The organism is Larkinella arboricola, assembly GCF_003259745.1.
GTDB classification, from domain to species: domain Bacteria; phylum Bacteroidota; class Bacteroidia; order Cytophagales; family Spirosomataceae; genus Larkinella; species Larkinella arboricola.
In genome coordinates, this window is sequence record NZ_QLMC01000003.1 from 1,005,629 (window position 1) to 1,024,478 (window position 18,850).

At 51.4% G+C, this 18,850-nt stretch carries 15 protein-coding genes and 1 riboswitch; of the genes, 12 read left to right on the forward strand and 3 right to left on the reverse strand.

All coding sequences use genetic code 11. The features are described from left to right. Nucleotides 1-37 precede the first annotated feature (37 nt). A complete protein-coding gene (locus LX87_RS15620; RefSeq protein WP_111629145.1) occupies nt 38-427 on the reverse strand; it encodes a gamma-glutamylcyclotransferase family protein in 390 nt (129 codons plus the stop codon). 84 nt (nt 428-511) lie between these two features. Between LX87_RS15620 and LX87_RS15625 the strand changes: the two genes are divergently transcribed. From LX87_RS15625 to LX87_RS15655, 7 genes are all read left to right on the forward strand, one after another. Next, nucleotides 512-1,981 (forward strand): TonB-dependent receptor, encoded by a 1,470-nt coding sequence (locus tag LX87_RS15625; protein ID WP_111629146.1) that lies wholly within the window; start codon nt 512-514, stop codon nt 1,979-1,981. Between the two features lie 237 nt (nt 1,982-2,218). Continuing rightward, entirely contained in the window at nt 2,219-3,856 is a 1,638-nt protein-coding gene (locus LX87_RS15630; protein ID WP_111629147.1) for a sodium/sugar symporter, read from the forward strand. Nucleotides 3,857-4,033: 177 nt separating this feature from the next. Further along, nucleotides 4,034-5,026, forward strand: a complete 993-nt coding sequence (locus tag LX87_RS15635; protein WP_111629148.1) for an aspartate-semialdehyde dehydrogenase — start codon at nt 4,034-4,036, stop codon at nt 5,024-5,026. 238 nt (nt 5,027-5,264) lie between these two features. Further along, entirely contained in the window at nt 5,265-7,970 is a 2,706-nt protein-coding gene (locus tag LX87_RS15640) for a TonB-dependent receptor (protein ID WP_229310678.1), read from the forward strand. A 100-nt stretch (nt 7,971-8,070) separates the two neighbouring features. Then, complete coding sequence (locus LX87_RS15645; protein WP_111629150.1) at nt 8,071-9,702, forward strand: M28 family metallopeptidase; 1,632 nt, start codon at nt 8,071-8,073, stop codon at nt 9,700-9,702. A gap of 81 nt (nt 9,703-9,783) precedes the next feature. After that, nucleotides 9,784-10,861, forward strand: a protein-coding gene (gene prfB, locus LX87_RS15650) for a peptide chain release factor 2 (RefSeq protein ID WP_111629151.1) whose coding sequence is annotated in 2 segments (ribosomal slippage) — nt 9,784-9,843 and nt 9,845-10,861 — 1,077 coding nt in all. Because the reading frame shifts where the segments join, the coding sequence is not laid out codon by codon here. A gap of 62 nt (nt 10,862-10,923) precedes the next feature. Then, entirely contained in the window at nt 10,924-11,682 is a 759-nt protein-coding gene (locus tag LX87_RS15655) for an alpha/beta hydrolase (RefSeq protein ID WP_229310679.1), read from the forward strand. On the opposite strand, the gene LX87_RS15660 is transcribed toward LX87_RS15655, so the two are convergent. Continuing rightward, on the reverse strand, nt 11,679-12,356 hold the full coding sequence (locus tag LX87_RS15660; protein ID WP_111629153.1) for a TVP38/TMEM64 family protein: 678 nt from the start codon (nt 12,354-12,356) through the stop codon (nt 11,679-11,681). The two genes, LX87_RS15655 and LX87_RS15660, sit on opposite strands and share 4 nt — an antisense overlap. Before the next feature lie 66 nt (nt 12,357-12,422). On the opposite strand from LX87_RS15660, the gene LX87_RS15665 reads away from it, so the two are divergent. Further along, the gene (locus tag LX87_RS15665) at nt 12,423-13,562 is read left to right on the forward strand and encodes a cystathionine gamma-synthase (protein WP_111629154.1); all 1,140 of its coding nucleotides are present in this window, start codon (nt 12,423-12,425) and stop codon (nt 13,560-13,562) included. Nucleotides 13,563-13,628: 66 nt separating this feature from the next. Here the strand turns inward: LX87_RS15665 and LX87_RS15670 are convergent, their stop codons facing one another. Beyond that, the gene (locus tag LX87_RS15670) at nt 13,629-16,040 is read right to left on the reverse strand and encodes a TonB-dependent receptor (protein WP_111629155.1); all 2,412 of its coding nucleotides are present in this window, start codon (nt 16,038-16,040) and stop codon (nt 13,629-13,631) included. Between the two features lie 89 nt (nt 16,041-16,129). Next, nucleotides 16,130-16,227, reverse strand: a riboswitch (TPP riboswitch). 156 nt (nt 16,228-16,383) lie between these two features. Between LX87_RS15670 and LX87_RS15675 the strand changes: the two genes are divergently transcribed. The 4 genes from LX87_RS15675 (at nt 16,384) to LX87_RS15690 (ending at nt 18,841) form a co-directional block, all read left to right on the forward strand. After that, nucleotides 16,384-17,325, forward strand: a complete 942-nt coding sequence (locus tag LX87_RS15675; RefSeq protein WP_111629156.1) for a ring-cleaving dioxygenase — start codon at nt 16,384-16,386, stop codon at nt 17,323-17,325. Nucleotides 17,326-17,396: 71 nt separating this feature from the next. Then, a complete protein-coding gene (locus LX87_RS15680; protein ID WP_111629157.1) occupies nt 17,397-18,062 on the forward strand; it encodes an alpha/beta hydrolase in 666 nt (221 codons plus the stop codon). Nucleotides 18,063-18,076: 14 nt separating this feature from the next. Then, nucleotides 18,077-18,373, forward strand: a complete 297-nt coding sequence (locus LX87_RS15685) for a muconolactone Delta-isomerase family protein (protein WP_111629158.1) — start codon at nt 18,077-18,079, stop codon at nt 18,371-18,373. A 33-nt stretch (nt 18,374-18,406) separates the two neighbouring features. Then, complete coding sequence (locus LX87_RS15690; RefSeq protein ID WP_146624489.1) at nt 18,407-18,841, forward strand: barstar family protein; 435 nt, start codon at nt 18,407-18,409, stop codon at nt 18,839-18,841. Nucleotides 18,842-18,850: the final 9 nt, after the last annotated feature.

An 18,850-nucleotide genomic window follows, 5' to 3' on the forward strand; every position in this document is an offset into this window, starting at 1 on the left:
AAACCGTCCCTGGCTGACGGTTTTTTGTTTTTAAACCCTATCCAGTATATCGGCCTGAGGCAATGACCGGCCAGGCAGCCGTCGGTTGTATAAGAAGATACGTCCAGCAATCGATCAAACCGTTTCCCGTTTGTACCGGCACCACAGCCCGGCGGTATTCGTCACCTTCGTATTCATCGAGCACATTCAGCAATCCGGCGACAGCAACTTCCGAAAATGTATAGAGTTCGCCATGCACCAAACCGTCGGCATTCCGGTCATAAACCGCCCCGGGATACTCACCAAGATCGTATAACCGCCCCGGAAAACGACCCGCTCCGATTAACTGGCTATGCTGCCGGAGATACTGAGCCATAGGCTTTTCTGACGCATTTAGCAGCGTTCCGTAAACAAAAAGATAGGTAACCGGTGTTGGGGAAGTAGGCATTTGGTAGGCTTTTTTCGGATGATATTTGTAAATTTAAACCAAAAGTAGTCTGGCCCTACGTCCGACCAGGACACTCATCAACCTATGTACGACAAAACAATTGGAACCAAACAAAAAGCGCTACGGATCAACCTTGACCGGAGGATCTACGGCTCCTTTGCTGAAATTGGGGCCGGGCAGGAAACGGCAGCGATGTTTTTCAAAGCCGGGGGCGCATCGGGCACCATTGCCAAAACCATGTCGGCCTATGATATGACGTTCAGCGACGCGATTTATGGCCCCGAAGAAAGTGGCCGTTACGTAGTCGAATCGCGGCTGATCAAAATGCTCAATAAAGAATATAGCCTGATGGAAAAACGGCTGGCCGAACAACGTGGTGAAACGACCACGTTTTTTGCTTTTGCCAATACCGTTGTGGCCCTCAACTACCAGAAAACCAACGAAGCACACGGCTGGATTGGGCTACGGTTTCAACTGGAGCCGAAAGCGCCCTACAACGATGTGATCATCCACGTCCGGATGCGCGATAACGAGAATGTGCTGCAACAGCAGGCCCTCGGCATCATCGGCGTCAATCTGATTTACGGCTGTTATTACTACTATAAATCGCCGGAAACACTGCTGCTGTCGCTGATGGATGATCTGTCGCCGGAGCGGATTGAAATTGATATGATCCGTTTCGACGGGCCGGATTTCACGAATGTGGATAACCGGTTGATGAGTTTGTACTTGGTTCGAAACGGTTTCACGAATGCCGCCCTGTTCGGCCCGGACGGGAAGGTACTGCAACCCTCCGAAGCGCTCTACAAACGCCATATTCTGCTGCTGCGCGGACGGTTGCGGCCCGTAACCAACGTGCACATGGACATACTCAGTAACGGCTACAAGCAGTTTCTGGAAGAACCGGATATTGATCCGACCCGGGTTGTTACCATTGCCGAACTCACGCTTCATAATCTGGCGGCCAACGTCGATCACGGTATTGACGAAAAAGACTTTCTCGACCGCGTTGATATTCTGTGTTCGCTGGGGCAAACGGTGATGATTTCGAGCTTTCTGGAGTATTACCGGCTGGTGGCTTATCTATCTCGTCTGACGCGTCTGAAGATCGGCCTGATTCTGGGCATTCCGAATCTGGAATACATTTTTGAGGAACAGCATTACAAAAATCTGCCCGGCGGCATTCTGGAATCGTTTGCCACGCTGTTCAGCCGGAAAGTCAAATTGTTTGTTTATCCGACGCTGATGTCCGATGGCATTATTTACAAATGTCAGGATTTTCAATTGGCGCCCAATCTGCAACCGTTGTATCAATACCTCATCGCCAACGATAAAATTGATGACATTACCGATTACAACGAAGAGAACCTGCATATTTCGACCGATCGCGTTTTGCAAATGGTCAAAGCGGGCGAAGACGGATGGGAGGCTATGGTACCCGAAGGCGTTGCCAAGATCATCAAAGACAATTGCCTCTTTGGTTATCCGTGCGAGGTTATTTATCCACCCGTTCCTCAACCGCTTCAGACGGCGGCAGGCTCCCCATCACCGTAACGACTGCTCACTATATGTAGATAACCCCGGGTTACACCCGGGGCTTGCCGCCGTCTATCGAGGGCGCTGGCAGGTAGTCAGGGGGTATATCTCATGCAAGGATTGTAACCCGGGGTTATCAATAGTCAAACCCTTTGGGCTTGTCTATCATTTTGATGTAACAACAGCGGGCTACATTTGAATAGGAATGGAAATAATTCTATTTTGGCGTTCTTTTAGCCTAAATCACGCACCCGAATGAACCACCTCCAACCCGCTGATTATGCGGTGTTCCTGCTTTATTTTATTGTTGTTTCTGGTTATGGTTATTGGATTTACCGCCGTCGAAAGACTACTGAAACGAATACCAAAGACTTTTTTCTGGCCGAAGGGTCGCTGACCTGGTGGGCCATCGGTGCCTCGCTGATTGCATCGAACATCTCCGCCGAACACTTCATTGGCATGGCCGGGTCGGGTTTTGCCATGGGGCTGGCCATTTCTTCGTACGAGTGGATAGCGGCTGCAACACTCATCATCGTAGCCGTGTATTTCATTCCGATTTACCTGCGCAACCACATCTACACCATGCCGCAGTTTCTGGCGCAGCGTTATAACGATACCGTCAGCACGATTCTGGCCATTTTCTGGCTGGTGGTGTATGTGCTGGTTAACCTCACGTCAATTCTATACCTGGGCGCTATCGCCATTGAATCGCTGGCCGGTATTTCGTTTACGACCTGCACCATCGGCCTGGCGCTTTTTGCCATTTTAATTACGCTGGGCGGCATGAAAGTCATCGGCTATACGGATGTGATTCAAGTAGTTGTTCTGGTATGTGGGGGCCTGGTTGTTACGTATCTGGCTTTACAACTGGTCGCGGATAAACTTGGTTTGGACGGTGTCTGGAACGGGTTATTATCGCTCCGTACCCAGGCCGATTCGCATTTCCATATGTATTTTCCCGAAGGACATCCGCATTATTACACCCTGCCGGGCATGGCGTTGGTAACGGGTGGAATGTGGGTTAATAACCTCTCGTACTGGGGTTGCAACCAGTACATCGTGCAGCGGGCGCTGGGCGCGGATCTGAAAACGGCCCGGAGCGGTATTCTTTTCGCGGCTTTTCTGAAACTGCTGATTCCGCTCATCGTCGTTATTCCGGGTATTGCGGCTTATGTCCTCTACCAGAATGGTACGTTTCAGGAAGCCATGACCGGCAGCAACGGCGCGGTTCGGCCCGACAATGCTTATCCGGTTTTGATGAATCTGCTGCCGACGGGCATGAAAGGGCTGGCTTTTGCGGCTTTAACGGCGGCTGTCGTAGCCTCCCTGGCGGGCAAGTGCAACAGTATTTCCACGATTTTTACGCTCGACATTTACAAGAAATTCTTCGATCAGAACGCGTCGGAACAGAAGCTGGTGCGCGTGGGGCGGTATGCTGTGGTGGTCGCGTTTGCCATCGCCATTGTAATTGCGCCGATGCTGCGGTCTTTCGATCAGGTGTATCAGTACATTCAGGAGTATACGAACTTCGTTTCGCCGGGCGTCTTTGCTATTTTTCTTCTGGGTTTTTTCTGGAAACGTACAACCACCCGGGCGGCTTTGACAGCGGCTATTCTCAGCATTCCGCTTTCGGTTCTGCTCAAATTCTGGCCGGAAGTAATGGATGTAGTTGGCATTCAGGCTGCCGAAATACCGTTTCTGCACCGCACGATGTGGGTATTCTGCCTCGATATTGCCCTGATGGTTGTGGTTACGCTAACCGACCCGGCCAGCCATCAGCACGACAAAGGGCTGGATATTGATAAAAAAATGTTCCACGTAACCCCTTCGTTTATCGCAGGCTCGGTTGTTATTCTGACGGTGCTGGCGGTTTTATACACGAACTTCTGGTAAGGGGGTTAATTCATTTCCCAAGTTGATAGAGCGGTTCTGGTTACGGGGCCATCGCGCGGTTTTGAGAATGAGTGAATTATCCAGCAATTTTTAGAGGGCTTTTTCCTTTCTATCCGCATTTCTGCGTATTTTTGCACCCAATTTTTAAGAACAGTTTCACTTAATTAGTTGGACAAAATGAAAATTGCAGTAGTAGGAGCAACCGGCCTGGTCGGCGGCGAAATCCTGAAAGTGCTCGAAGAACGTAACTTCCCGGTAACGGAACTGATTCCTGTCGCGTCAGAACGCTCGGTAGGTAAACAGATTACGTTTAAGGGTAAACAGGTTACGGTCGTGAGCTTCGAGGATGCCATCGCGGCCAAACCCGCTATTGCGATTTTTTCGGCGGGTGGCAGTACGTCGCTCAAACTGGCCCCGCAGTTCGCCGAAGCCGGTATTACGGTTATCGACAACTCTTCGGCCTGGCGGATGGACCCCACCAAGAAACTGGTGGTGCCGGAAATCAATGCCAACACGCTGACGCAGGAAGATAAAATCATTGCCAACCCCAACTGTTCAACCATTCAGATGGTTGTGGTGCTGAATCCGCTGCACAAGAAATACGGTATCAAACGCGTGGTTGTTTCAACCTACCAATCCGTGACCGGAACGGGGAAAGCCGCCGTTGATCAACTGTTTGCCGAACGCTCGGGCGATCAATCTACCGAGAAGGTATACCCGCACCCCATTGACCTGAACGTATTGCCGCATATCGACGTCTTTCTGGACAACGGCTACACGAAAGAGGAAATGAAGATGGTGAACGAAACCAAGAAGATCATGGGCGATGACTCCATTCAGGTAACGGCCACCACCGTGCGGATTCCCACGATTGGCGGTCACTCGGAAGCAGTGAACGTGGAGTTCGAGAACGATTATCAGGTGAGCGATGTCGTGACGCTTCTGGGAGAAGCAGAAGGGGTAGTTGTCCAGGATGATCCCAAAAATTATGTGTATCCGATGCCGCTGACGGCTCACGGAAAAGACGAGGTATTTGTCGGACGGATTCGCCGGGATGAAAGCCAGCCGAACGCCCTTAACCTGTGGATCGTTGCTGATAACCTGCGCAAAGGAGCCGCTACCAATGCCGTTCAGATTGCCGAGTATTTAGTTAAAAACAATTTGGTCTAACATCCTGTTATACAATATAAAGCCCGTCGGTTGAACGCTGACGGGCTTTTTTATTTATAGCTCTACCAGCGTAAAACCAGATCAAAAACGGGGCTTCTTCCAGCAAAAAAAGACAAAAGCTGTCTGATTTGCGCAGAAATGCCGCCGAAAACGGTCTATAACGCCGAAAGTAGCGTTTGAAGTAAATTTAAAAAGTAGTCTGTCCTTATTAGCTCAATGCAATTTAGCCTTTCCCATTATGAAAACATATTTGGTTACTTTTTTAATGATTTGTGTAGGTGCGTTTGTGCTAAGTACTGTCCATGCCCAGCAACCAACCCCGGTTTCCAACGCCATGATTGAAGGAATCGGTCTGGAAGCCGACACGACCCAACCGGCGGCACCCACCCGCCCGGATACAACCCAGTATAACGTAGCCGACCGCCCCGATACCGTTGGTTCGCTGAACACTCCGCCCGTTGCCCGACCGGCACTGCCAGCCAGCACAACCTCAACTCCAGCAAGCAGCGCTCCCGGAAACCGTCAGGCCAATACCGGCAACGTACAACCCGTTGTAGGTACCGGAAAAATCAGCGGAAGGCTGGTAACACCGCAAGCCGGAAAAAACCAACCCGTCGAATTTGCCAGCATCGGTCTGTTTCGCTCGCGCGATTCGAGTTCGGTAACGGGTGCCTTAACGGATGAAAAAGGATTTTTTCAGATTACGAATCTGGCACCGGACGCTTACTACATTCTGATTCAGAGCCTGGGTTTTGCGGCCAAACGGCTACCACGCATTGTGGTCAGCGATGATCGGCCAATTGTTGATCTGGGCAATATTATTTTGACCGAAACGGCCAAACAACTTCAGGAAGTAACCGTTCAGGGCCAGAAACAGGCGTACGAATATTCACTTGACCGAAAAATTGTCAATGTCGATCAACTACCTATTGCGCAGGGTGGCTCGGCCATCGATATTCTGCAAAACGTTCCGTCGGTAACGGTGGATGTGGACGGTACCTTAAGCTTACGCGGTAGCAGCAACGTGATTGTGCTGGTGGACGGAAAACCATCGGGCCTGACGGGTCTGGACCGGCAGGCAATTCTGGACCAGATTCCGGCCAGCAACATTGAACGTATTGAGATGATCACCAACCCGTCGTCGCGGTTTGATGCCGACGGAGCTGCCGGGATTATCAACATTGTCCTGAAAAAAGAACGCGGACCGGGCTTCAACGGCAACGTACAGCTCAACGTTGGAACCCGCGACAAATACAACGCGTCAATCAACCTGAACTCACGGTTTAAGAAGCTGAATCTTTTCAGCAGCTACAACTTCCGGGCAGACCGCCGGTTTCAATACCGGATTTCAGACCGGCAGAACATCTTCGAGGATTCGATAAGCTACCTGTCGCAACGCAATGACGCCATTCGTCGGCGCGTCAACAACAACCTTCGCTTTGGTTTTGATTACTCCTTATCGGCCCGCGATAACATTACGGCTTCCATTCTCTACCGGCCGGAATACAGCCGTGATACGGAAGTGGAAGTATTTAATACCCAGAATGCAAACCGTGTTTCCCTGGGCCAAACCATTCGGACCACCGAAGAAACCGAACCGGAACGTGGACTCGATTACTCCTTCGGATACCGGCGGACATTTGACAAGCAGGGCCGTGAGCTTTCGTTTGATGCCACCTTGTCCAACAACCGAAGCACTGAATACCAGAATTTTAACAACACAAGCAATCTGCCCGAAAACCTGTTAGCGCCCAGTTTTCTGATCGGACAGCAGCGGGCGGATAACGGTCGTAACAACCGGGTGGCGGTGCTGCAACTGGATTTTGTGGAGCCGATGAAAGACAAAAAGAAACTGGAAGCCGGTCTGAAACACACCTATCGGCGGCTGGGCTCCGATTACCTGTTTGAAAACCTGATCAATGGCAACTGGACCATCAATCCGGATGTTACCAATAACTTTATCTACAACGAGCGAACCAGTGCAGCTTACGCCAACTTTGGCAACGAAATCCGGAAGTTTAGTTACCAGGTGGGTTTACGGACCGAATACACCAGTATTGAAACCGACCAGCGAACGACCAATGTGCAGAGTCAGCGTGACTACTTGTACCTCTTTCCGAGCGTTTTCCTGAACTACAACGCCAGCGAAGCGCAGAAAATGCAGATCAATTACAGCCGTCGGATCAACCGGCCCTCCACTTGGTCGCTGAACCCCTTTATCGACCTCTCGGACCCGCTGAATATCCGGTACGGGAACCCAAACCTGAACCCGGAACTGATCCATTCCTTTGAGATCAGCCACCTGCTGTACGGAAAAAACACAACGTTGACTTCTTCGCTGTTCTACCGCCAGACCAATAACGAAATCACCAGTTATCGGACCCTACGTCCCGACGGCATCACCGAGCAAACGTCATTAAACCTGAACCGCTCGCAGAACTACGGTTTGGAACTGGTGCTGACACAGGATCTTACGCGCTGGTGGAAAGTCAACGGTAATTTCTCGTTTTTCCAGCGCAACATTCAGGCCAGCGCCGACGTACCGGGCATTCTGACCCGCACCAACCGTAGCTGGACCGCCCGAGTAACCTCCAACATGAACCCCAGAAAAGGAACGGATATTCAGATCGCAGCGAATTACCGATCACCGTTCATTGTGGCGCAGGGAACGATCAACGGCTTCTTTAACGTCGATCTGGGTGTGAAACAGAGTGTGCTGAAAGGGCGCGGCACGGTTAGTCTCCGCGTCAGCGACATCTTCAACACGCTGCAATTCCGGAATGAAAGCTTTGGAACCAACTTTGTCGCCACCAGCCGCAGCAAACGCGAAAGCCGCATCGGTTTCATCGGTTTCAGTTACCGCCTAAGCAAGCAGGTGGTCCGCGAAAAAGAACGCGATCAGGATCGTGAGCGGGATGAAACACCGGGCGAGAATGATTTTTAAGCGTATATTTACGTACCCACGGACCCGGTTTTCGCGACCGGGTCCGGTTTTAACCAGGTGTTAAACAAACCAGCACGGAAGAACGTCTGTAGGTACGGATATGCTTTATCGTTTTCTTGCTCTAAGCGGCTTTTTGTTGTTCGCCGGAACGTATGCCTTTGCCACCGCTGATAGCGCTGCCATCGACGGCAAAGCCTTTGTCAAACATATTCAGGTGCTGGCTTCCGACGAGTTTGAGGGCCGCAAACCGGGTACGGTAGGAGAGGAGAAAACCGTTCAGTACCTGAAATCGGAATTTCAGAAAATGGGCCTGAAACCGGGCAACGGCAAAAGCTATTTTCAGGATGTTCCGATGGTAACGATTGCCTCTCAACCGGCGGGACCACTGGTTTTGAAAGGCCAAAACGGTACGGTTTCGCTCACAAACCTGACGGATTTTGTGGCTACTACTCCGCACGTGCAGGATCAGGTAAAAATCACGGATTCAGAACTGGTATTTGTGGGATACGGTATTGTGGCACCCGAGTACAACTGGAACGACTACGCCGGTCTTGATGTGAAGGGCAAAACCGTAGTGGTGATGGTTAACGATCCGGGTCTGATAGACAGCACCCTGTTCAAAGGCAATACGATGACGTATTATGGCCGCTGGACCTACAAGTACGAGGAAGCCGCCCGTCAGGGGGCCGCTGGTGTTCTGATTGTTCACGAATCAAAAGCGGCCAGTTATGGCTGGTCGGTGATTCGCAGCAGCTTTTCAAAATCAAAACTGTATTTACAGACTGCCGACGGCAACCGCTCAAAAGCCGTAATGGAGGGCTGGATTACGCTGGATGCGGCCAAAAATTTGTTTAAGCTGGCGGGTGTTTCGCCCGAACTGTTTCGGGAAGCGGGAACGCGCGGTTTCAAAGCCGTGCCGCTGGGCGTTAAAACCTCGCTGGTGATTACCAACCAGATTACCAAATCAACTTCCAAGAACGTGCTGGCGCTGCTACCCGGCACGGATCGGCGGAATGAATACATCATTTACAGCTCCCATTGGGACCATCTGGGCAAAGGAGAAGCCATCAAAGGCGATTCCATTTACAACGGGGCTTCCGACAACGCGTCGGGCACGGCAGCTTTGCTCGAACTGGCCGAAACGTTTGTCAAGTTGAAAAAGAAACCGTCGCGTTCCATTCTGTTTCTGGCCGTAACGGCCGAGGAACAGGGGTTGTTGGGCTCGGAATATTACGCGACGCACCCGGTTTTTCCGCTGAATAAAACCGTTGCCAACATCAACATGGATGCGTTTCATCCGGTGGGGCGGACCAAAGATGTGGTCATCGTCGGGCGGGGGCAGTCTGATCTGGAAGACTATGCCGCGGCTGCCGCCAGCAAGCAGGGCCGGACCATTCGGGGTGACTTTAATCCGTCGGCGGGCAGCTATTTCCGCTCCGATCACTTCAATTTTGCCAAAGTGGGTGTTCCGGCGCTGTATCTGAAAACCGGGGTCAATTCCGTCAAAAACGGCGAAGCCTGGGGCCGGGCGCAACTGGAAGAATACAACCTGAACCGCTATCATGCACCTTCGGACGAGTATTCGTCGTCCTGGGATCTGTCGGGAATTCTTGAAGACATGCAACTGTTGTTTGATGTGGGCTACCGACTGAGCAACGAATCGACCTTTCCCGGCTGGAAACCCGGCTCCGAATTCAAGGCCGTCCGGGAGAAAGGACCGGCAAAAAAATAACGGTTCGGATAGCCACGGCTAAAACCTTATCTTTACGGGCTAGTTAGCCATATTGATCATTCATTTATTGTTTCACGCATCATGACGACCGACCAATTAAAGGACGTGAGGGCCAGAGTAGAGGCCCTGAGGGGGTATCTTTGACTACGATAGCAAGAAAGAACAACTCGCAGATTTAGAAGACCGCACCAGTCAGCCCGAATTCTGGCAGGATGCCGAAGGCGCCGAAAAAACCATGAAGCAGGTTCGGATGCTGAAGGGCTGGACGTCGGGTTATGAGCACGTTGCTTCATTGCTGGGCGATCTGGAAACCCTCTACGAATTCTACGAAGCAGGTGATGTTTCGGAAGAAGAAATTGACGCTGAGGGCGAAAAAGTAAAAGGCGCGCTGGATGAACTGGAGCTGAAAAAAATGCTCAGTAATGAGGAAGATCAGCTTAGCGCGGTGCTGGAAATCAACTCCGGAGCCGGTGGTACCGAAAGCCAGGACTGGGCCGATATGCTCTACCGGATGTACCTGATGTGGTCGGAAAAGCACGGTTATAAAGTCAAACAGGTGGATTACCAACCCGGCGACGGTGCTGGCATCAAATCGGCCACGCTGGAAGTGGACGGCCCGCTGGCCTACGGTTATCTGAAGTCTGAAAACGGCGTTCACCGGCTGGTACGGGTTTCGCCCTTCGACGCCAACGCCCGTCGGCATACCTCGTTTGCTTCCGTCTACGCTTATCCGCTGATCGACGACTCCATTGAGATTGAAGTCAACCCCGCTGATATTGAGTGGGATACCTTCCGATCGGGTGGAGCCGGTGGACAGAACGTCAACAAGGTGGAAACCGCCGTTCGGCTGCGTCACAGACCGTCGGGACTCATCATCGAGTGCCAGCAGGAGCGGAGCCAGTTGCAGAACAAGGAAGTGGCCATGCGGCTTTTGAAATCAAAGCTGTACCAGATTGAGGTCGAAAAACGCAACGCAGCCCGGGCCGAAGTGGAAGCCAGTAAGAAAAAAATCGAGTGGGGTTCGCAAATCCGGAGCTACGTCCTCGACGACCGCCGGGTGAAAGACCACCGCACGGGGTATCAAACGTCCAATACGGAGGCCGTTTTGAACGGAAACCTGGACGAATTTATTAAAGCCTACCTGCTGATGCAGGATTAAAACAGGGATGTCCCCGGCAGCCGATGGCTTGTCGGGGATTTTCGTTTGTTGTATGTTTGGCTATGCTCCCGGTTTTCAAGCTGTCCGACGGCCCTGTTCCTTTATTGGCATTTCACGGTATTGGTCAGGATCACCGGGTCTTTGAGCCACTGGCGCGGGCGCTGGAAGGACGGTATGCCGTGTATGCCTTCGATTTGTTTTTTCATGGTGCGCAACCCGTTGCCATTCCGGATGGCGTCCTTACTAAGCAGACGTATGCGCACTTTATCCGGGCTTTCCTGCATAAACATCAGATTGAACGCTTTGCTTTAATCGGTTACAGTATGGGCGGGCGGTTTGCGCTGGCTACCGCCGAAGCGTTCCCCGAACAAACCGATGAACTGATTTTACTGGCTCCCGACGGCATTACGGTCAGCCCGTGGTATAAGCTTGCAACGGGCAGCGGTTTAGGCCGGTGGCTGTTCCGGTATTTCCTGAAACACATGCCCCTCTTTCATCGGCTTGGGCAGTTTTTAATTTCTTTAAGGCTGATTAACCGCAGTGTCTTACGGTTTGCCGAGACGACGTTGGCAACTGCCGAGCAGCGAGAACTGGTCTATAACGCGTGGATTGGCTTCCGTCACTTACGCTTTAATCTTCAAAAACTGAGCGGCCTTTTCAACCAGCGATTCATGCGCATCCGGTTTTTTGCCGGCCATTTCGATCAGGTTTTGCCCGTTTCGCTGCTTAATCCGTTAACCCGTCGGCTGCAATCCTATGAATTAACGGTTTTAAAAACCGGCCATAACCGGCTGATCGAAAAAGTGGCCCGGTTGCTTTAACGGTTTAACGTCCGGTTCAGAACGGCATACAGACCAATAACTGACGCCAGCAACAGAACGCCAACGGAAATCTGCGTCCAGCTACCAGCGTTCGGGTCCTCCACCAGCGTCTGGATTTCCTTGGCTTGCAGAGCCGTCCAGACCGCGATGAAGGTGCGCGGAATCATGCCCAGAAAACCGCCCAGCAGGATATTTCTCAAACGCGCACCGGATAAGGCAAATACCAGATTGATGACCGCAAAGGGCAGAACCGGCGATAATTTTGCGAAGAAAATCACTTTCAGTTCCTGTTCACGAATCCGTTCCAACACCTTCCTGGCCTTCGGGTTTTGTTCGATAAACCGCACAAACCGATCCTGATCCACCCAGTTTACCATCCGGTTTACGAGCAGAATACAGATCATGTTGAGCGCAAAAAGCGGCAGCAGCGAGTTCCAGCCCAGAAAATAGCCAAAAATAAGGGCCAGAAAGGTTGGCGGGGTCAGCGCAAAGGCCGAAGTCAGGCAACAGGCCGCCGTCAGCCCCAGCCACTCCCAACCGTTGAATTGAGCAATAACCGGCTCATAGGCAACCGTCAGATACGTGAGTGCCGAGCTGAACACGAGTGGGATCACCGACAGAATGACGCCTGCCACCGCCGGACCCGATAAAGCATTGAGTAAGACATTTTTCACACGTCAAACTTACGGCATTTTCGGGCAACGACTGGTACCATTTGCAAAACCGTGTTACATTCGGGTATGAAATTCGCAACCAAAGCCATCCACGCCGGCGTTGAACCGGACCCCACGACGGGAGCCATCATGACGCCCATCTACCAGACTTCGACCTACGTGCAGGAGTCGCCGGGGAAGCACAAGGGCTACGAGTATGCCCGGACGCAGAACCCAACCCGAACGGTATTGCAGAATAACCTGGCCGCGCTCGAAAACGGCAAACACGGTATTTGCTACGCATCCGGTCTGGCCGCTACCGACGCCATTTTGAAGCTGTTCAAACCGGGCGATGAAATTATTGCCAGCAACGACCTATACGGCGGCACTTACCGGATTATGGTCCGGGTTTTCCAGGAGTTGGGCCTGAAATTCAAGTTTATCGGCCTGGAAAATCCGTCGGCGCTGGAGAGTGCGATCACGCCCGCAACGAAGATGGTCTGGATTGAAACACCAACCAACCCGTTGCTGCGGATTGTTGACATTGCCGCCATTGCCGCGATTACAAAGGCCAAAAACACGTTGTTAGTGGTCGACAACACGTTTGCATCGCCGTACCTGCAAAACCCGCTCGATCTGGGCGCGGATATAGTTCTGCATTCGGTTACAAAGTATCTCGGTGGCCACTCCGACACGGTGATGGGCGCAATTGTTCTGAACGACGATGAAATCACGAAACGGCTGGAATTTATTCAGAATGCCTGTGGGGCTGTGCCGGGGCCGCAGGATTGCTTTTTGGTATTACGGGGCATCAAGACGCTTCACCTCCGGATGCAGCGGCATTGTGAAAACGCGCTGAAAATAGCCCACTATCTGAGTCAGCACCCGAAAGTCGGCAAGGTCAATTATCCGGGTCTGGAAAACCACCCGCAGCACGAACTGGCAAAACGACAAATGCGCGGTTTTGGCGGGATGGTATCGTTTGAATTACAAGGTGATTCGCTGCCGGAAGCTGTGCGGGTGATGGAAAGCTTCAAGGTGTTTTCGCTGGGCGAGTCGTTGGGCGGGGTAGAATCGCTCTGCACGCACCCGGCTTCGATGACACACGCCAGCATTCCGAAAGAAGAACGCGAAAAGAACGGTTTGAAAGATACGCTGATCCGGTTGAGCGTTGGCGTTGAGGACGTTGAGGATTTGATCCAGGATTTGGAGCAGGCGATTGGTTGAATTGAGCCTATACAGAAAGGATTAACTAGGGTATTTATTTGGCCCTGGTTAATCCTTCCGTCAAGTTTAGAAACGCACGCGCACCCCCGCCAGAAAATTCCGTCCGGCCTGCGGATAATAGAAGTTTTCGGTAACGGTTTTGCCCTCCGAAATGTAGCTGAACGTGTAGCCGTTTGATTCGTACAGTTCACCCAACACGTTGTTCAGCAGGAGCGAAAACGCGATTTCATTCATGCCTTTGGGCTTCAGCGTATAAATAAACCGGATATCGTTGACGAAATACGCATCCAGCTTGCGGTTTTCGTTCGCCGTATTATCGAGGTATTGCTTCCCGACGTACTTCGACAGCAAGCCGATTTCAAGTCCTTTTGCGGGCGTATAAAGTAGTTGGGAGCCAACAATGGTCTTGGGCGCAAAGGCAATGGCGGTGTTGGTGTATCGGTTTATCTGCTGTTCACCCGTGTCGTAGTTGTCGAGAAACTCCGTAAACGATTTTACTTTATTCTCGCTGAACGTTGCATTTACATTCCAGCGAAGCTGTTTCGCCAGCAGGGTACCAGCTTCCAGTTCAATACCGGCGCGGTAGCTATTCGGCACATTGACACGGTTTTGTGCACCAACATCGTTGATCTGGCCGGTCAGGATTAGCTCATTTCTATACTTCATGTAGTACAGATTGGCCGAAAAAGCCAGACGCTGGGTCTGCATTTTATACCCGGCTTCCCAATCGTTCAATCGCTCGGCTTTCGGACGGCTGGCGGGCGTCGATTGGGTGTAATCGTTGCGGTTGGGCTCGCGGTGACCCACGCCAAAGGAAGCGTAAAGATTGCTGCGGTCGTTCAGGGCGTAAGTAATCCCGGCTTTGGGATTGAAAAAAGTCAGGTTATCGTCCTGCTGCACATTCCGAAGCTGATTGTCGAAGCCTAAAAACGAGTATCCGACCGTCCGAACCTGCAAATCGACGTAGGCGTTGAATTTCGGGCTAAACTGATAATACGCTTTTCCGTAGAGATTGAAATCCGTTTTGGTGGCGTCGTTATCATAATACCGCTGCCGGATGTTGCCCGTGCTGGCAAACCGTGCCCAGATGATTTCACCGTAATGCTTACCGGTGTATTGATTCCAGCCCCCGCCGATGTTGGCCGTCAGCTTTCCGAAACTGTTGTAATCCAGCGAGAAAACCGCCCCATAGAAGTCATTATCCAGCCACCGACGGCGAATCAGGTCCGTTTGGCTAATGGTCGAATCACGAATCACAACCGGCGGCAACCCATAATCGGCCAGATCTTCGCCCTCGCGGAATTGCTCGTAATACCCACGGCCCTGGGTGTAATGCAACGAAGCGTTCAAACGCCAGTTTCGGCTCAGTTCGTGCGAGCTAATGAGCTGGTAATGATCCTGCTGGTAATTATCAACCTCATTGTCGTAGGTGTAGGCGTTATAGGTCCGGTTGGTTTTCAGCAGATTTTCCGGCACCCCATCCCAGGCCTGGTAGGTTTTTTCCGTCCCTGAAAAGACATTCAGACGCACAAAGCTTTTTTTGCCGTACCAGCCGCCGGAGACGTAAAAAGATTTCAGGTCCGACGACGCACGGTCAATGTACCCATCAGAGATAATCCGGGAAAGCCGGGCATCGACCACAAAATGGTTGTTCAGCAAGCCAGAACCGGCTTTTACGGTGGTTTTTAGGGTGTTGAACGAACCGCCCGAAATGTCGGCTTCGCCGTACGGATTTTTCTCAAAGCTGTTGGTTTGCACGTTGACCGAAGCCCCAAAAGCACCCGCGCCGTTGGTCGATGTACCAACGCCCCGCTGAATCTGGATGCTGCTTACCGACGAGGCAATATCCGGCATATTCACCCAAAAGGTGCCCTGCGACTCGGCGTCGTTGTACGGAATGCCGTTGACCGTCACGTTGATCCGCGTGGCATCCGACCCCCGAATTCGAAAACCCGTATAGCCGACGCCCGCGCCCGCGTCGGAGGTGGTTACCAGCGAGGGTGTAAAGTTCAGCAGGAGCGGAATATCCTGACCCAGATTCTGTTTGCTCAGTTCGCGCGCCGAAACGTCGGTGTACGCAATGGCCGATTTCTGATTGGCCCGTGTGGCACTGACCACTACCTCATCGACGACCACCACGGTTTTGGTGAGTGTTAGCGTAATCTGGGCATCCTGATTAAGTTCGACCGTTTGCAAAACCGGCTCATACCCCAGCAGGGAAGCCCGCAGCCGAACGGCACCCGACTTTAAATTGGTCAGGCGAAAAGCCCCCCCGGCGTCGGCAAAAGTCCCTTTGTAGGTACCTTCAACCGTGATAGCTGCGCCGGGCAAAACGCCACCGTCGGCATCGTTGACCGTTCCGGAAATAGAGAATTGTGCCCACGCGGGCAGATTAACCAGTAAAAAAACAGTTATTAAAATACTGAGGTTAACAAAATACCGCCAAAAAGGGCGCTGTCTGATCGCAACATTTTTCATGGTGTACGAAATGTTCACGACAGGCAAGGGGCCGACCTATCACGTTGGTATGTATTTGCATGAAGTTTAACGGCTTAAAAGCAATCTGCTTTAATCCGTCGTTACATTCCCTTCGCCGGCATTACCCGGTGCAGGTTCAATGGGTATAATCTCAGCCCGTTGTATTAAGGCACCCCTTGTGTAAGATTAGCGATGCAAAGGTACAGGTGTTATTGTCACAAAAAAGCATTCTACCGAAATAATGAATGCCGATGAACTTTAGAGAAAATTTAAATGTATATACATTAAATGTCGATACACAATAAATAATTCGACTTGTATTCCTCGTAAAACGCTCACAACTATGGAAACCCTTGTCAATGGATTACACCACGTGACGGCGCTGGCCGGAGAGGCCCAGACCAACGTTGATTTTTACACGCATATTCTGGGGCTGCGGCTGGTCAAAAAAACCATCAACTTCGATGCGCCGGATGTGTATCACCTGTATTACGGTGACGAAACCGGTTCGCCGGGCAGCATCCTGACGTTCTTCCCGTATGGAAAAGGCATTCCACGGGGCCGAAAGGGTGGGGGCCAACTCACCTACACGGCTTTTTCGGTTCCGACGGCTTCGCTGAATTTCTGGATCAATCGGCTGCACGAATTTAATATCGCCTTTTCGGGGCCGTATCAGCGGTTTACGGAAACCTACCTGCGGTTTGAAGATTTCGACGGTATGGGCATTGAACTGGTAGCGCACGATAACGATCAGCGGCCCGGCTGGTCGAACGGGTTTATTCCTGTCGAACACGCCGTGAAAGGCTTCCATACCGTTACGCTGAACGAGGTACAGGTAGACGATACGGTAAAATTATTAACCGAATCCCTCGGTCATACGTTGGTATCAGAAGAAGCCGGGCTTTTCCGGTTTCAGGCTGGCCAGGGCGGTTCGGGCCATTACGTGGACGTTCGGCATTCCGTAAATGAAGCCCGGGCACACCAGGGTGCAGGGTCGGTCCACCACGTTGCGTTTTCAACGGATTCCGACGAATCGCAGATCGTTCTGCAACAGCAGTTGCTGGAAGCCGGATATCACGTAACACCCGTTCAGGACCGGAATTATTTCCACAGCATTTATTTCCGCGAACCGGGTGGTATCCTGTTTGAAGTGGCCACCAACCCGCCGGGATTTGCCGTGGACGAACCCGTTGCCGAATTGGGGAAAACGCTTAAATTGCCGGAGTGGTACGAACCCCGACGCGCTAAAATCGAAGCCGCTTTACCGAAAATTGACGTAAAATAAATTCCACAGGGCTGAGAAGGCAGAGAACGGTTTTCTACTGCCTTCTCCCTTTGCCCACTGCCCAGAAAGCGATGATACACGATCCGAACAATTTCATTACAGCCGGAAAACCGCTGGAAACTGCCGCAAAAGTCATGGTGATGGTGCATGGCCGGGGCGCTTCGGCGCAGGATATTTTGTCGTTGTCTAACCATATCGACGACCAGGAATTTGCTTTCATAGCCCCGCAGGCCAGCCAGAATTCGTGGTATCCGTATTCGTTTCTAAGCCCTTTTGAGCAAAACGAACCGCAGTTGTCCTCGGCTTTGCAGGTGCTGAGCAGCATCCGGGCACGGTTGCAATCCGATTACAATTTTAAACCCCCGCAGATTTACTGGCTCGGCTTTTCGCAGGGTGCCTGTCTGGCGCTGGAATACGTCGCCCGCAACGCCATGCCGTACGGAGGTGTTTTTGGCTTGAGTGGCGGTTTGATTGGCCCACCGGGTACACCCCGGCTTTACGAAGGGGAGCTGGAAGAAACGCCAATCTTTCTGGGTTGTAGCGACATGGACCCGCACATTCCGAAAGAGCGTGTCATTGAATCAGAAGGTGTGTTCCGGTCGATGGGAGCGGAGGTAAAAATGAAATTGTATCCAAATTTTCCGCATTCGGTCAACGAAGATGAGCTAAAGATTGTTAATCAATTGATTGGCGGTTCGGCTAGCTCTGACGCACCTATTCGCGAATTGTACACCTAAAACGACCACACCTTATGAGCCAGTTTATGGTAGAATTTGCTCTCCCGGCCGAAATAACCGAGGAGTTTACAGTACGAATACCGCTCCAGCGGCTGAAGGTGAATGAGTTGATGGAAAACGGAAAACTGATTACGTACGCGCTGTCGTTCGACCGCCAGAAATTGTGGTGTGTGGTCAAAGCGCAGACGGAGTTTGAAGTAATGGAAATCGTCTCCGAGTTTCCGCTCATTAATTTCATGGACCCGACCATTACGGAGTTGATGTTCAATAATATCGTTTCATTAAGAATGCCCCTGTTTTCGCTGAATTAACTACTTTTGCCCGGTTATTTTTTCCATTTAATTATGGCAAATTTTAGATTCGTTCAATCGGATTCAGCCCTGAAAGAATACGCTGATTTTAAAGTGGCCCGGATTGATGGGCAAAAAGCGCAGACGCTGCGACAGTTCTTCGATCAGATTTCCCGCGAACTTCGGTTCCCCGACTATTTTGAGTTTGATCTGGAGTCACTCGATGAAGCGTTAAACGATCTGGAATGGCTGCCTGCCGATAAAATTGCCCTGTATATCAGCAGAACCGATGTTTTTTTATCTCAGGAAAAAAGCGAAGCCCGGAAAGCCGAACTATTAAATGTTCTGGACGTAGCCGCCGAAGACTGGAAGTGGGTGGATGAGGAAGAAGGCGTTGCTCCACGGGAATTTGTTATTTTATTTCAACCCAGTGATTCGTTGATAACTCTCCTGGATAAAGAAGGATTTGTCTACGATGATCTTGCTTAGTTTTTGCAA